The organism is Streptomyces sp. NPDC017056, from assembly GCF_044332485.1.
Taxonomy (GTDB): Bacteria; Actinomycetota; Actinomycetes; order Streptomycetales; family Streptomycetaceae; genus Streptomyces.
Genome location: NZ_JBIRPD010000019.1, coordinates 71,342 through 86,024, shown reverse-complemented (window position 1 = coordinate 86,024; position 14,683 = coordinate 71,342). Strand labels below are relative to the sequence as shown.

General features: G+C 75.3%; 13 protein-coding genes. 11 read left to right on the top strand and 2 right to left on the bottom strand.

Features of this window, described 5'->3' with window-relative positions:
• Window positions 1-23 precede the first annotated feature (23 nt).
• Window positions 24-1,325, bottom strand: coding sequence for an acetyl-CoA carboxylase biotin carboxylase subunit family protein (locus ACH4OW_RS29890; protein WP_398030874.1), 1,302 nt, complete (start codon window positions 1,323-1,325; stop codon window positions 24-26).
• 166 nt (window positions 1,326-1,491) lie between these two features.
• Between ACH4OW_RS29890 and ACH4OW_RS29885 the strand changes: the two genes are divergently transcribed.
• Window positions 1,492-1,686, top strand: coding sequence for a DUF2795 domain-containing protein (locus ACH4OW_RS29885; protein ID WP_360131593.1), 195 nt, complete (start codon window positions 1,492-1,494; stop codon window positions 1,684-1,686).
• Window positions 1,687-1,759: 73 nt separating this feature from the next.
• On the opposite strand, the gene ACH4OW_RS29880 is transcribed toward ACH4OW_RS29885, so the two are convergent.
• Complete coding sequence (locus ACH4OW_RS29880) at window positions 1,760-3,028, bottom strand: MFS transporter (protein ID WP_398030968.1); 1,269 nt, start codon at window positions 3,026-3,028, stop codon at window positions 1,760-1,762.
• A 699-nt stretch (window positions 3,029-3,727) separates the two neighbouring features.
• On the opposite strand from ACH4OW_RS29880, the gene ACH4OW_RS29875 reads away from it, so the two are divergent.
• The 10 genes from ACH4OW_RS29875 to ACH4OW_RS29830 all read left to right on the top strand — a co-directional run bounded on the left by ACH4OW_RS29875 (window position 3,728) and on the right by ACH4OW_RS29830 (window position 14,651).
• Window positions 3,728-4,207 carry a DUF3515 domain-containing protein gene (locus ACH4OW_RS29875; RefSeq protein WP_398030872.1) on the top strand — a complete coding sequence of 160 codons (480 nt, stop codon included), beginning with the start codon at window positions 3,728-3,730 and terminating at the stop codon, window positions 4,205-4,207.
• A gap of 251 nt (window positions 4,208-4,458) precedes the next feature.
• Window positions 4,459-5,547 carry a glycosyltransferase family 9 protein gene (locus tag ACH4OW_RS29870; RefSeq protein WP_398030870.1) on the top strand — a complete coding sequence of 363 codons (1,089 nt, stop codon included), beginning with the start codon at window positions 4,459-4,461 and terminating at the stop codon, window positions 5,545-5,547.
• Window positions 5,548-5,668: 121 nt separating this feature from the next.
• Window positions 5,669-6,526 carry a polysaccharide pyruvyl transferase family protein gene (locus tag ACH4OW_RS29865; protein ID WP_398030966.1) on the top strand — a complete coding sequence of 286 codons (858 nt, stop codon included), beginning with the start codon at window positions 5,669-5,671 and terminating at the stop codon, window positions 6,524-6,526.
• 222 nt (window positions 6,527-6,748) lie between these two features.
• Window positions 6,749-7,711: an NAD-dependent epimerase/dehydratase family protein gene (locus ACH4OW_RS29860; RefSeq protein ID WP_398030868.1), complete on the top strand. Its 963-nt coding sequence runs from the start codon at window positions 6,749-6,751 to the stop codon at window positions 7,709-7,711.
• Between the two features lie 111 nt (window positions 7,712-7,822).
• Window positions 7,823-9,610, top strand: a complete 1,788-nt coding sequence (locus tag ACH4OW_RS29855) for a carbamoyltransferase (RefSeq protein WP_398030866.1) — start codon at window positions 7,823-7,825, stop codon at window positions 9,608-9,610.
• Complete coding sequence (locus ACH4OW_RS29850) at window positions 9,607-10,662, top strand: glycosyltransferase family 2 protein (protein ID WP_398030864.1); 1,056 nt, start codon at window positions 9,607-9,609, stop codon at window positions 10,660-10,662. The genes ACH4OW_RS29855 and ACH4OW_RS29850 overlap by 4 nt, the downstream gene beginning before the upstream one ends.
• A gap of 122 nt (window positions 10,663-10,784) precedes the next feature.
• Window positions 10,785-11,360: an HAD-IIIA family hydrolase gene (locus tag ACH4OW_RS29845; protein WP_398030965.1), complete on the top strand. Its 576-nt coding sequence runs from the start codon at window positions 10,785-10,787 to the stop codon at window positions 11,358-11,360.
• Complete coding sequence (locus ACH4OW_RS29840; RefSeq protein ID WP_360131572.1) at window positions 11,357-12,454, top strand: glycosyltransferase family 9 protein; 1,098 nt, start codon at window positions 11,357-11,359, stop codon at window positions 12,452-12,454. The genes ACH4OW_RS29845 and ACH4OW_RS29840 overlap by 4 nt, the downstream gene beginning before the upstream one ends.
• Window positions 12,451-13,416 carry a glycosyltransferase gene (locus ACH4OW_RS29835; protein ID WP_398030862.1) on the top strand — a complete coding sequence of 322 codons (966 nt, stop codon included), beginning with the start codon at window positions 12,451-12,453 and terminating at the stop codon, window positions 13,414-13,416. Before ACH4OW_RS29840 ends, ACH4OW_RS29835 begins: the two co-directional genes overlap by 4 nt.
• Window positions 13,413-14,651 (top strand): glycosyltransferase, encoded by a 1,239-nt coding sequence (locus tag ACH4OW_RS29830; RefSeq protein ID WP_360131567.1) that lies wholly within the window; start codon window positions 13,413-13,415, stop codon window positions 14,649-14,651. Before ACH4OW_RS29835 ends, ACH4OW_RS29830 begins: the two co-directional genes overlap by 4 nt.
• Window positions 14,652-14,683: the final 32 nt, after the last annotated feature.

The window sequence follows — 14,683 nt, the reverse complement described above, 5'->3', positions numbered from 1 at the left end:
CCGGGCGGGCCCGGCGCGCCGGTTCAGCTGTTCCCGTCGGCGGGCCCGGCCTTGTCGCAGGCCAGGTTCAGGGCCGCCACGCAGTGGTCGTACTTCTCGCGGAGTTCCTCTTCACTGTCGCCCCCGGTGAAGACATGGGCCAGTTCGAAGCTGTAGCTGTCCTGCTCGTCCATGTCCGACAGGTACTGGCCCGGCTCGGGTATCACGTGGATCCGCGTGCCCGGGATCTCCTTCTCGATGCGCGCGACGTCCTCCAAGGAGGGCACCGCGCGGGCGACGCCGTCGGTGAACCACCGGTAGTACCACTTGGCGGCCGTTCTGTAGCGGCCCGCGCGGTGCGGCATGGCGGGGTCCTCGCCGAGGGCGAGGCGCAGCATGGCGTGGTGGTTGGGGGCGCCGTCGACGTACTGGAAGAGTTCGGCGTGCGACTGGGAGTGCCGGGGGTTGACCTCCAGCACGTTGATCTCGTCGGCGTGCGGATCGTAGAAGTACTCGATGCTGAACGTCGCCTCCTGCATCCCGATCTGCCGCATGACGCGGGCGGAGGCGTCGCGCAGCCGGTGCAGCACGGGCTCGGGGAGCGTCGAGGGGTACTGGTGGCGCAGGAAGGACGAGCTGTCCGGGTAGTCGATGGAGTCCAGTACGCCGTAGACGGTGGCCTCGCCGCCGTGGACGTAGCCCTCGACCGCGACCTGGATGCCGGACAGCGACTCCTCCGCCAGGCAGACCTGCCCGCCGACGCCCGCCATCTCCGGGGGGAGGTCGAGGCGGTCGAGGATGTACTCGAAGGGCTCGCCGACGCGGCCGATGCCCTTGCGGATCCTGGCGGCCGCAGCGCGGAACTCGTCCTCGTCCTCGACGCCGAAGGCCAGCTCGGAGGAGTACGCGAGGGCGGGCTTGAGCCACATGGGGAAGCCGACGCCCTCGGGCGGGCGCAGGGGGTCCGCGTGGAGGTCGACGCGGCCGAAGCGCGGGTGGGCGTCGACGGCCTTCTCCTGCTCCAGGCGGCTCCAGTACTTGTGCTCGCACTTGACGACCGACTCCAGACTGGTGCTGCGGGTGCCGTAGCGCTCGCTGAGGATCGGTACGAGGGTGCTGACAGGGAAGTCGTAGTAGCCGACGATCGCGTCGATGGTGCCGTCGAAGGAGTCCAGGACGTGTTGGGCCTTCTCCAGGACGCAGGGGAAGGACACCTCGCCGGACTGGAGTTCCTTGAGGGTGAGCAGCGGATGGAAGCGGTAGCGCTCCGCGTCGGGTACGTCGTGCAAGGCGGGCAGGTTGGCCTCTTTCAGGCCGAGCACGAAGATGTTTTTCTCGTCGCTCACCGGTCCTCCTGGTCTTGCCGTCCTGGAGGAAGGGGGTACCCGTCCGGTCGCCCGTGAACCGACGGAACGTACGTCCGATTAATCCGTTTATGCCCGGGTACTGGAGGGGCGGCCGCCCGGCAGTCCGCCGGACGGCACCCCCCACCCCCGTAAAACCGGAGGACCCATGAGCGACACCAACCCGATCGAGCTGCAAAAGGCACTCAAGGGCGCGCACTACCCGGCGAGCAAGGACGACCTGGTCTCCTGCGCCCAGGACAACCACGCGGACCGCCGGATGATGGACAAGATCTCCCACATCCCGGGCAAGAGCTACGAGAACCCCGCCGAGGTGGAGAAGGCCGTCTTCAAGAACCGGTGAGCGGCACACCGGAAGACCGGTGAACGCCTCCGGGGGCCGGCGGGACGCGCGTCCAGCCGGCCCCCGGAGCACGTCAGGCCACGGACCGGTAGTCCGCCGCCACGGCGGGGACGGGAGCCGGACGGAGCCAGGCGACCCGCTTGCGGGAGCGCAGCAGGCTGCCCGCGCCGATCGCGACCGCGACGATCAGACCGCCGGCCACCAGGGCACCCCGGGCACCGACCGCCTCCATCAGAAGGCCCAGCAGCGGCGGGGCGACCAGGCCCCACGCCGTGCTCGCGCTGCGCCACACACCCAGCACCCGGCCCCGCATGTCCGCGGGCGGGTCCGTCTGGAGCACCGTCGTACCGGCCGTGTCGGAGACCGACTCGACCACCGACATCGGCAGCACCAGCACGAGCAGGACGATCAGCGAAGGGGAGAGCCCGGCGAAGACCTGGAGCAGCGCACCGGCGGCGGCCAGCGCGCCGACCAGCTTGACCGAGGGGTTGCGCAGCCGCGCGGCGAGGATCGCGCCGACGATGCCGCCCGCGGCCAGCACGGAGGAGACGGTGCCGAACGCGCCGGCGCCCGCCGCCAGCGGCCCGGTGACCAGGACCGCCAGGGTCAGCTGGTAGTTCCGGCCGAAGATCGCGCTGAGCCCGGTGATGGCGGCCAGCGCCACCAGGCGCGGCCGGCGCATGAAGAACGCCAGCCCGTCGCGGGCCCGGTCGCCGATCTCCTCCTCGGGGGCGCCCACGCTCTCCACCGCCTTCTCGGTGGCCTGCGAGGACTTCTCCGGGGCCCGCAACGCCTCACCGACCGGCCGCAGGAAGGGAATGACGGCCGCGACGAACAGGAAGGACACGCCGTTGGCCGCGTAGGCGGCACCGGTGCCCAGGAACCCGACGGCGACACCGGCCAGCCCCGTACCGCCGAGGCGCCCGACGCTGTGCACCAGCGAGCCGACCGCGATGGCGGAGGGTACGTCCTCCCGGCGCACGAGGTCGTTGCCGAGCAGGGCGGTGGCGGGCCCGTCGATCGTGGCGATCAGGCCGGTGACGGCGGCCAGCGCCATCAGCAGCCCGTAGTTGAGGTGGCCGGTCGCGACCAGGGCCGCGGTCGTGAAGGCGACCAGGCCCAGCACGGCCTGGCTCAGCCCGGCGGTCAGCTTGCGCGGCCAGCGGTCCACGGCGGCACCGCCGAACAGGCCCATGATCAGACCGGGCCCCGCCTGGACGGACAGCGACAGACCGGTGGCCGCGGCGGACCCGGTGAGCTGTAGCACCAGCAGGTTCTGCACGGTGAGCTGCATCCAGGTGCCGGCGTTGGAGACCAGGTTGGCCACCGACCACCAGCGCATGCTGCGGTAGCGCAGCGAGCGCCACGGAGCGTGGTCGGCACCCTTGCCGGCCGCCTTGCGGCCCAGCAGGTACCGGAAGCCGCCGATGCGACGGCGGAGATTTTGTGTGGTTTCGATTGTTTCGGGGGTTTCCGGTGCGGGCACCGTTTCGGGAGAGTCCGCCTGCGCCGGGACACGGGCGGCGGAACGGGCAGCAGAAGACACAGCGGCAGTAAGACTTCGTGAAGAGCCCAGCAGGCTCGGGGAGCGGCTCGGCGGCGCGAGGGGCACGACTGCGTGCGCGGCGTCGGCGCCGATTCGGTCGGATTGCCGGCCTCACCCGTTCCGTGGCGACGGAACCTTCCAGGCCCAGCAGTCCCCACATCTTCACAGACGGCTCCCGGACGGGGGAACACCCCTCCACGGGCCGACCCCGCCACAACCCCGCGCGAACCCCCTGGACCCCTTGTGCCGCAAGGGCTCCAGGGGGTGGGTGGGGTTGCTCACAGGAGCCCCGAGAGGCCGGTCCAAGGAGCGCCGAGAGGCCGGGTCAAGGAGCCCCCAGAGGCCGGTCCAAGGGGCGCCGGAGCGGGTCGGGGCATGCGAGCGCCGTCCGGTTCCTGCGCCGCTGACGGCCGCCGCCGGTGCGCCCCGCCCCGAGCGGTAATGTCGCCCGAAACGGCAGCAGGCATTGATTGACCCGAGAAGGCACGGACCGGCATGTTTCCCTCGTCACGAAAAGCGCGGCTGTTTTCCGGGGTGGCGGTCGGTGCCCTTCTCGCTGCGGGCGGAGTAACCGCCCTGGCGGTCGTCTCCTCTTCGCCGGGCGTGGAAAGCGCCCCGAACGCGCACCACCCCGCCTGCGGCGACCTCGCGAAGCGATATCCGTCCAAGCTGCTCGGTGCGGACCGGTCCGAGGCCGGAGCGCCGGGCGTGGCCGTCTGGGGGGATTCGGCCGTCGTGCTGCGGTGCGGGCTGACGCCGCCCAGGCCGACCACCGACCCGTGCTTCGTCGTGAACGGCGTGGACTGGGTGCTGGAACAAGGGAAATCGAAGAGCGGCAAAAAGGTGCTCGTCACCTATGGAAGAAACCCGGCCGTGGAAGTGACGGTGGCGGACGCGTCGCCCTCCGCCGGAGACAGCCTGGTCGATCTCGGGGATGCGGTGAAAAGGATTCCGCAGAAATCCCGGTGCGTCTGATTTCCTTCCGGGCTCCCGCGGCGGCCGTACGCCGGTGAGCGCCGCCGGGCGCCCCCTGCTGGCGCCCCGCGGCGGCCCCCCGTGACGGCCCCCGGTGGCGGTCAGCGGTCGCGGGCCGCGGGAGGTGACCGCACATTGGTGACAGCGGTCCGTGCCGTGCGAGCAGGCCGGCCCGCGCAGACCCGTACCCGCCCCCGGAAGCGGTCCGGCGTACCTGGGGCGCGCAGGAACGCCAAGGAGGAGGCACCCGTATGACCTCGGCCCGCCCGAGCCCGCGTGACCTGCTGTTTCCCGCCGACCGGCCGCGCATCCTGGTGCTCAGGGCGCTCGGCCTCGGCGATCTGCTGACGGCGGTGCCCGCCCTGCGGGCGCTGCGCACCGCCCATCCGCACCACGAACTGGTGCTGGCGGCGCCCCGCCGCCTCGCGGCGGCCGCCGCGGCGACGGGCGTCGTCGACCGGCTGCTGCCGGCCTCGGCACCGGCCCGCGAGGTGCCGCGGGCGATCGGCTGGGGCGGCCCGCCGCCGGCCGTCGCGGTGGACCTGCACGGCAACGGGCCCGCCAGCCACCTGCCGTTGCAGGCGCTGCGCCCGTCGCGGCTGTTCGCGTACGCGCATCCCGCCACGCCCGGCGTCCAGGGCCCTGTCTGGCGGGCGGACGAGCACGAGCGGGACCGCTGGTGCCGCCTGCTGACCTGGTACGGGATTCCGGCGGACCCGGCGGACCTGCGCATCGACGCGCCCGCCGGGCCCTCGCCGGCGCCCGGTGCCGTCGTGGTGCACCCGGGTGCGGACGCCGGGGCCCGCCGCTGGCCGCCGGAACGGTTCGCCGCCGTGGCCCACGCCCTGCACCGGGCGGGTCACCGGGTCGTCGTCACCGCGGGGGCCGGGGAGGGGCCGCTCGCCCGGCAGGTGGCCGGGCAGGCCGGGCTGCCCGGGTCGGCGGTGCTCGGTGGTGCGGCGGACGTGCCGTTCCGGCAGCTGGCGGCGCTGGTCGCGCACGCCCGCGCGGTGATCGTGGGCGACACCGGCCTCGCGCACCTCGCCAGCGCCCTCGGTACGCCGTCCGTGGTGCTCTTCGGGCCCGTCGCCCCCCGGCTGTGGGGCCCGCCCCGGCTGCCGCGGCACCAGGTGCTGTGGCACCCCGGCCACCCCGACCGTGCCCGGCCGGGGGACGCGCACGGCGAGCAGCCGGACAGCCGGCTGCTGCGGATCACGGCGGCGGAGGTGCTCACCGCCGTCGCGCGGCTGCCCGAGCCCGTACGGACGCCGGCCGCCGCGCAGACGGTGGCACGGGACGTGGCACCGGACGTGGCACCGGCCGTGGCACCGGTGTCGTGAGCGGGCCCGGGGGCCGTGGTCCCGGGCCCGGCGGGAGGAAGGAGCCGTGACCGGTGGCCCGCCGCGGGTCCTGCTCACGGGGTGGTTCAGCTTCCTGCACGGCGAGGTGACGGCCGGCGACATGCTCGCGGCCGAGGCCGTGCAGGACGCGCTGCGGGGCGCCGGGATCGCGTACGACACCGCCTGGTCACCGGTGTTCCGGCCGGAGGCGCTGCACCTGGACGACGCCGACCCGGTCCGCTACACCGACCTCGTCTTTGCCTGCGGCCCGGTGCACTCCCGCCCTCCGGCGGGCGGCGGGCCGAGCCCGCTGCTCGCGCTGCACGACCGGTTCGCCGGCTGCCGCCGGGTCGCCGTGGGCGTGTCCGTACCCGATCCGGACGATCCGGCCGTGACCCGGTTCGACGAGGTGCTGGCCCGTGACCTGGCCGGGCGGCGGACCGGGGCCCCCGATCTGAGCCTGCGGGCCCCGGCGCCGCGCGGCGTGCCGCTCGTCGGTGTCGTGCTGACCGGCGGGCAGCACGAGTACGGCGCCCGCCGCCGGCACACCGAGGTCGGCGACCGCCTGACGGGCTGGCTCGGCACCGTGCGCGCGGCCCGCCTGCCGTTGGACACCCGGCTGGACAGCCGCGACTGGCGGCTGCCCGCGACGCCCGGCGAACTGCACACGGTGCTGGCCCGGCTGGACGTGGTGGTGACCACCCGGTTGCACGGCATGGTCCTGGCGCTGCGCGCGGGCACCCCCGCGCTCGCCGTGGACCCGGTCGAGGGCGGCGCGAAGGTCAGTGCCCAGGCGGCGGCGCTGGACTGGCCGGCCGTACTGCGCTGCGAGCGGGTGCAAGCGGCGGAGCTGGACCGGCTGTTCGCCTGGTGTCTGTCGGCGCGGGGGCGGGAGCGGGCCGCGCGGCACACGGCGCGGCCGGCCGGCGGCGGGCTGCTCGACGGGCTGCTGCGGTGCCTGGACCGGCCGTACGGGTGACTCTGGCGGGGCGGGCGGGCCGCGCGTGCCGCACTGCAAGGCCCTTGCAGGTGTGGGGAGTTGGCTGTCTGCCGGGGGGCTGCGCGGAGAGCGGGGGCGCCTCCGGGTGACTTTTCAGGTTAAACGATGTCATTCGCGGACGCAGCACCACCTAGAGTGACGTTTTTCCCGAGCCTGGCGAGGCACCCGAATTCCGGCAGATCCCCGAAGCGAGGGAGAGCAATGAACGCCGCCCTTTCCCGGAACTGGAAACACGCCGTGGTGACCGGCGGCGCGGGTTTCGTCGGTTCGCACCTGTGCACCGCCCTGCTGGGCCAGGGCACCGCCGTCACCTGCGTCGACGACCTGAGCACCGGAGCGCACGAGAACGTCGCCCACCTGCGGGGCATGCCGGGTTTCCGGTTCGTCGAGGCCGATGTGACCGAGCCGTTCGAGACCGGGCGCGACGTGGACCTCGTGCTGCACTTCGCCTCCCCCGCCTCCCCGGCCGACTACCTGCGGCTGCCCCTGCACACGCTGGACACCGGGAGCCTGGGGACGCGCAACGCGCTCCTGGCGGCGCGGGCGGCCGGGGCGCGCTTCGTCCTGGCGTCCACCTCCGAGGTCTACGGCGACCCGCTGGAGCATCCGCAGTCCGAGGGCTACTGGGGCAACGTCAACCCGGTCGGTCCCCGGAGCGTGTACGACGAGGCGAAACGTTTCGGCGAGGCGATGACGACCGCCGAGGCGGGCACCCACGGCACCGACACCGGCATCGTGCGGCTGTTCAACACCTACGGGCCGCGGATGCGGGGCCACGACGGCCGCGCGGTGCCGACGTTCATCCGGCAGGCGCTGGCCGGCGAGCCGCTCACCGTCACCGGGGACGGGCGGCAGACCCGGTCCCTGTGCCACGTGGACGACACCGTCCGGGGCATCCTCGCCGCGGCCGCCTCCGACCTGCGCGGCCCGGTGAACATAGGCAACCCGGCCGAGATCACCATGATCGGCCTGGCGCACCTGATCATCGAACTGACCGGTTCCCGCTCCGGGGTCCGGTACATCGAGCGGCCCACGGACGACCCCGCGGTCCGCTGCCCCGACATCACGATGGCCCGCGGCAAGCTGCAGTGGGAGCCCGAGGTGGCGCCGCGGGACGGCCTGGCGCGCACCGTCGACTGGTTCCGCAGGCGGCAAGCGGCCTGACACCGCATCCGGTTCCGGCGGCCGCCGGGGCCTGCGGCGACCGGTCGGCGCGCCCTCCGGGGCGGCGGGCCGGGGGCGCCGCCCCTCCCGACGAAAGGCCAGCGAAACCCCATGCGCATTCTCGGCATCAACGCGCTCTTCCACGACCCCGCCGCCGCCCTCGTCGTCGACGGGCAGACCGTGGCCGCCGCCGAAGAGGAACGTTTCTCCCGACGGAAGCACGGCAAACGCCCGGTGCCCTTCGCGGCCTGGGAGATGCCCGAACAGGCCGCCGCCTGGTGCCTGGCCACGGCCGGCCTGCGCCCCGAGGACCTGGACGCGGTGGCGTACTCCTTCGACCCCGGGCTCGCCCGGCCCGCCGAGCAGCTGGGCCTGGACGACCCCTGGGACCACCTGCGCCTGACGTACGCGCGGGAGGCGCCCGGCTTCCTCAAGACGGCGCTGCCGGGCCTCGACCCGCAGCGGGTGCGCCACGTACCGCACCACATGGCGCACGCGGCGTCCGCCGCGTTCGGCGCGCCGGACGCCGACAACTCCTCGGTCCTGGTGCTCGACGGCCGCGGCGAGGCCACCTCGCACCTGGCCGCGCAGCGCGTACAGGGCAAGCTGGAGCCGCTGTACGGGCAGGAGCTGCCGCACTCGCTCGGCCTGGTCTACGAGGAGCTGACCGCGCACCTCGGATTCCTGCGCTCCAGCGACGAGTTCAAGGTGATGGCGCTGGCCTCGTACGGCACCCCGCGGATGCTGCCCGAGCTGCGCCGCTACGTGTATCCGACGGGCGACGGCGGCTTCCACGCCGCGCACGTGCCGTGGAGCGACCTGTGCGTACCGCGCCACCCGGACGAGCCGTGGAGCCAGGCGCACGCGGACCTCGCGGCCAGCGCCCAGCTGGTGCTGGAGGAGACGCTGCTGGACCTGGCGCGCTGGCTGCACGGCCGGACGCACGACAGCGTGCTGACGCTGGCCGGCGGGGTGGCACTGAACTGTGTGGCCAACGCGCGGATCGCGCGCGAGGGGCCGTTCGGCCGGGTGTGGGTGCAGCCCGCCGCGGGTGACGCGGGCACCGCGCTCGGCGGCGCGCTGCTGCTGAGCGCCGACGGCGGCGAGGAGCCCGCCGCGATGCCCGGCGCCGACCTCGGCCGCGGCTGGTCCGACGCGGAGCTGGAGGCGTGGCTGCGCACCGCCGCCGTGCCCTTCGAGCGGCCGGCGGACATCGCGGCGACCGTCGCGGAGGCGCTGGCGGAGAACGCCATTGTCGCCTGGTTCCAGGGGCGTTCGGAGTACGGGCCGCGGGCGCTCGGCCACCGTTCCCTGATGGCGCACCCCGGTCACTCGGCGAACCTGGAGCGGCTCAACGACGTCAAGGGGCGCGAGCAGTTCCGCCCGGTGGCGCCGATGGTGCTCGCCGACCGGGCTGCCAGGATCTTCGACGGGCAGCTGCCCAGCCCGTACATGCTCTTCGTGCACGACGTGGCCAAGGAGTGGCGGGACCGCATCCCGGCCGTGGTGCACGTGGACGGCACCGCCCGCATCCAGACCGTCGATCCGGCGGACGAGCCGCTGGTGGCGCGGATGCTGGCCGAGTTCGAGCGGCGCACCGGGCTGCCCGTGGTCGTCAACACCAGCCTGAACACCGCGGGCCGGCCGATGGTCGACGACCCGCGGGACGCGCTGGAGTGCTTCGGTTCCACGCCGGTGGACCTGCTGGCCATCGGCCCGTTCGCGGTGCGCAGGGACGCGTTCTTCGCCGCCGGGTCCCGGTCGGAGCGGCGCCCCGCCGAGGTGCTGTCCTTCCCCACCGGTGCCGAGGAGGAGTCCGTGGCGCCGGCCGCCTACGGCCGGCTGGCGGAACGCGCCGGGGCGCCGGTGGCGGGCAGCGGCGAGGAGGCGGTCCGATGACCTCGCCGACCGCCGCCGACTACACGGTGGTGATCCCGACCCTCGGGCGCCCGAGCCTGACGGCGTGCCTGCGGGCGCTGGCCGCGGCAGGGGATCCGCAGCCGCTCCAGGTCGTGCTGGTGGACGACCGGCGGCTGGACGACTGCACGCCGCTGCCCGCCGAGATCCCCGCGGAGCTGCGCGACCGGACGAAGGTGGTGCCCGGCTGCGCCCGGGGCCCGGCGGCGGCCCGCAACACGGGCTGGCGCGCCGCCGACGCCACGCCGTGGGTCGTCTTCCTCGACGACGACGTGGTGCCGGGGCCCGCCTGGGCCTCGGACCTGGCCGCCGATCTCGCCGCCGCCTCGCCGCGCACGGCCGGCATCACCGCGGACATCGCCGTCCCGGTGCCGGCGGAGCGCCGGTCGACGGACTGGGAGCGCAACACCGCCGGGCTGGCCACCGCGAAGTGGATCACCGCGGACATGGCGTACCGGCGGGACGCGCTGGAGTCCGTGGACGGCTTCGACGAACGCTTCACCCGCGCCTTCCGGGAGGACGCGGACCTCGCGCTGCGGACCCTGGCGGCGGGCTGGACGCTGGCCGCCGGCCTCCGCCGCACCACGCACCCGGTGCGCCCGGCGGACCGCTGGGTGTCCGTACGGCTCCAGGCGGGCAACGCCGACGACGTGCTGATGACCCGCCGGCACGGCCGGGACTGGTGGCATCGCGCGGATGCGCCGCGCGGCCGGCTGCCGCGGCACCTGGCGGTGTCGGCGGCCGCTGGGGCCTCGCTGGCCTGTGCCGCGGCCGGGCGGCGGCGGGCGGCGCTGGTGCTGGCCGGGCTGTGGCTGGGCGGCACGGCGGAGTTCGCGTGGGCGCGGATCGCGCCGGGCCCCCGTACCCGCGACGAGGTGGTCACGATGGCGTTGACCAGCGCGGCCATTCCGCCGGCCGCCGCCGGGCACTGGCTGCGCGGCCTGGTGCGGCACCGCCGGGTGGCGCCGCTGAGCGTCCGGCCGGCGCCCGCGGTGCCCGAGGCACTGCCGCAGCCGGTCCCGGAGCGGGTGTAGCCGTGGACAGGCGTCGGGAAGCCGCCGTACGGGGGGCCACGGCGGTCGCGGACCCGGCAGCGGACCGCGAGGAGACCGGGAACCTGTGGCTGTACGTGCCGGGGTGGCAGGCCCCGGTGCGGATGCCGGTGCCCGTCGGACGGCTGTCCGGCGCCGCTGGCCCGCTGGAGGCGGTGCTCTTCGACCGGGACGGGACGCTGGTGGCCGACGTGCCCTACAACGGCGACCCGTCGCTGGTCGAGCCGATGCGGGGAGCGCGCGCGGCCCTGTCCGCGCTACGGGCCCGCGGCCTCGCGGTGGGCGTGGTGAGCAACCAGTCCGGCGTCGCCCGCGGCCTGCTGGACGGCGCGCAGGTCGCGGCCGTACAGCGGGAGATCGAGGCGCGCCTCGGGCCGTTCGGCGTCTGGGCGGTGTGCCCGCACGGGCCCGGCGACGGCTGCGCCTGCCGCAAGCCCGCCCCGGGGCTGGTCCTCGCCGCCTGCGCCCACCTCGGCGTCTCCCCCGCGCGTACCGCCGTCGTCGGCGACATCGGCGCGGACGTGGCGGCGGCCGAAGCCGCCGGTGCGCGCGGCGTGCTCGTGCCGACCCCGGTGACGCGCGCGGAGGAGGTCGCGGCGGCACCGGAGTACGCCCGCGATCTGCCGGGCGCAGTACGCCTGTTGCTGGCGGGCCGGGGCACCGGGGAGGACGCCGGATGACCAGGGCACCCCGGACGCTCGTCGTCCGGCTGGACAGCGCGGGCGACGTGCTGCTGGCCGGCCCCGCGGTACGCGCCGTGGCGGCGGGCTCGTCGTACACGGCGCTGCTGTGCGGGCCGTCGGGCGAGCGGGCCGCCCGGCTGCTGCCCGGCGTGGACGAGGTGATCGTGCACGACGCGCCGTGGGTGGGCCTGCGGCCCGCTCCGGTGGACCGGCGGGTCACCGGGGAACTGGTGGACACCCTGGCCGCCGGCCGGTTCGACCGGGCGCTGGTGCTCGTGTCGTACCACCAGAGCCCGCTGCCGGCGGCGCTGCTGCTCAAGCTGGCCGGGGTCGGCTGGGTCGCGGCGGACTGCGTGGACTACCCCGGCGCCCTGCTGGACCTGCGGCACCACCGCAAGCCGGAGCGGCACGAGGCGGAGGCGGCGCTCGACCTCGCGCGGGACGCGGGGTTCGCCCTGCCGCCGGGCGACGACGGCGCGCTGGGCGTCCTCCCGCCGCCCGACACCTGGCCGCTGACCGGCGGCGACCCGTACGTGGTGCTGCATCCGGGCGCCGCGGTGCCCGCCCGCGCCTGGAGCGCGGCGCGGGCGGCGCGGGCGGCGGCGGCGCTGAGCGCGTCGGGCTACCGCGTCGTCGTCACCGGCGGGCCCGGCGAACGCGAGCTGACCGCCGCCGTCGCGGGCGGCCACGCCCTCGACCTCGGCGGGCGCACCGACGCGCACCAGCTCGCCGGGGTGCTGGCCGGCGCGCGGGCGGTGGTCGTCGGCAACACCGGCCCCGCGCATCTGGCCGCCGCCGTGGGAACGCCGGTGGTCTGCCTGTTCGCGCCGGTGGTGCCCGCGCGGCTGTGGGCGCCGTACGGCGTGCCGCACGTGCTGCTCGGCGACCAGGAGGCGCCGTGCGCGGGCAGCCGCGCCCGGCGGTGCCCGGTGCCGGGACACCCCTGTCTCGACGCGGTCGCCGACACCGCGGTCCTCGCGGCCGTGACGCGGCTGACCGGCCCGGGTCCGGCCGCGGTGCCGCCCGCGCCCGGCCGCACGGACCGTTCCGTGGCGGCTCCCGACGACACCGAACGAGGTGCGACCGTATGAACATCCTGCTCTGGCACGTCCACGGATCGTGGGCGACCGCGTTCGTCCAGGGGCCGCACACCTACCTGGTGCCGGTCACCCCCGACCGCGGCCCCGACGGTCTGGGCCGGGCGCGGACCTTCCCCTGGCCCGAATCGGTCGTGGAGAAGACCCCGGAACAGCTGCGCGACGCCGAGGTCGATCTCGTCCTGCTGCAACGGCCGCACGAGCTCGAACTCGCGGAACGCTGGCTGGGCGGGCGCCGCCCCGGCCGGGACGTGCCCGCCGTCTACCTGGAGCACAACGCGCCGGACGGCGACGTGCCGCACACCCGGCACCCGTACGCCGACCGCGACGACCTGGTCCTGGTGCACGTCACCCACTTCAACCGGCTGTTCTGGGACAACGGCGGCACCCGTACGGAAGTGATCGAACACGGCATCGTCGACCCCGGCCACCAGTACACCGGCCGGCTCGCGCGCGCCGCCGTCGTCGTCAACGAACCGATCCGCCGCGGCCGTACGGTCGGCACCGACCTGCTGCCCGCGCTGTCCGAAGCGGCACCGCTGGACGTCTTCGGCATGCGCACCGACGGGCTCGCCGAACACCTGGGCCTGCCCGCCGACCGCTGCCGCACGGCCGACCTCCCCCAGGGCGAACTGCACGGGGCGATGGCGCGGCGCCGGGTCTACCTGCACCCGGTGCGCTGGACCTCGCTCGGCCTGTCGCTCCTGGAGGCGATGCACCTCGGCATGCCGGTGGTGGCCCTGGCCACCACCGAGGCCGCCGAAGCGGTGCCGCCCGGCGCCGGCACGCTGTCCAACCGGCCCGAGATCCTGGCCCGAGCAGCCCGGACGTACCTGGAAGACCCCGACGCGGCGGCTGAGGACGGCGCGCGGGCCCGCCAGGCGGCCCTGGAGCGCTACGGGCTCAAGCGCTTCCTGCACGACTGGGAACGCCTGATAACGGAGGTGCAAGCATGACCCTTCCCGGCTACATCCCGCGCCTGTCCATCGCGCTCGTGTCCGAACACGCCAGTCCGCTGGCGGTCCTCGGCGGCGTCGACGCCGGCGGCCAGAACGTCCATGTCGCGCGGCTGGCCGGTGCGCTGGCCGACCGGGGGCACCGGGTGACCGTGTACACCCGGCGGGACTCCGCCGACCTGCCGGAGGAGGTCGTGCTGCGGCCCGGGGTGCTGGTCCGGCACGTCCCCGCCGGACCGCCGCGGCACGTGCCCAAGGACGCCCTGCTGCCGTACATGCCGGCCTTCGGCGGCTGCCTCGCCGCGCAGTGGCGGGTACGGGCCCCGGACCTGGTCCACTCCCACTTCTGGATGTCCGGCCTCGCCTCGCTCCGGGCCTGCCGCGAGCTGGGGCTGCCGCTGGCCCACACGTACCACGCGCTGGGCACCGTCAAGCGGCGCCACCAAGGGGACGCCGACACCAGTCCGCGCTCCCGCGTCGGCAGCGAGATCGAGGTGGGCGAGGGCTGCGACCGGGTGGTCGCCACCTGCCGGGACGAGGTCGCCGAACTGACCCGGATGGGCATCGGCGACAGCAAGGTCAGCGTGGTGCCGTGCGGCGTCGACACCGACCGCTTCACGCCCGAAGGGCCCGCCGCCGACCACGGCGCGCACCGCCCGCTGCTCCTCCAGCTCGGCCGGCTCGTGCCCCGCAAGGGCGCGGAGGTCTCCGTCGCCGCGCTGGCCCGGCTGCCCGAGGCCCGGCTCGTCATCGCGGGCGGGCCGCCCGCCGGCGAACTCGACCGAGACCCCGAGGTGCGGCGGCTGCGCGAGGTGGCCCGGAGCGCCGGGGTGGCGGACCGGGTGACCTTCACCGGCGGCGTGCCCTGCGAGGACGTGCCGGCGCTGCTGCGCGCCGCCGACGTGGTGCTGTGCCCGGCGGACTACGAGCCGTTCGGCATCGTGCCGCTGGAGGCCATGGCCTGCGGTACGCCGGTGGTGGCCACCGCCGTCGGCGGACAGCTGGACACCGTGGCCGAACCGGACTGCGGGCGGCTGGTGCCGCCCCGCGACCCGGCCGCGCTCGCCCACGCCGTCGGCGAACTGCTCCTGGACCACGAGCGGCGGGCCGCCTGCGGTGCCGCCGGACGCCGGCGCGTGCTGGCCCGCTACGGCTGGGACCAGGTCGCGGCCGGCACCGAAGCCGTCTACCGGGGCGTCCTGAACCCCCGGCCCGCCGTCACGGAGGTGGCGTGAACCCCGGACCGCACCGCGCCGGTCCCCTGCCG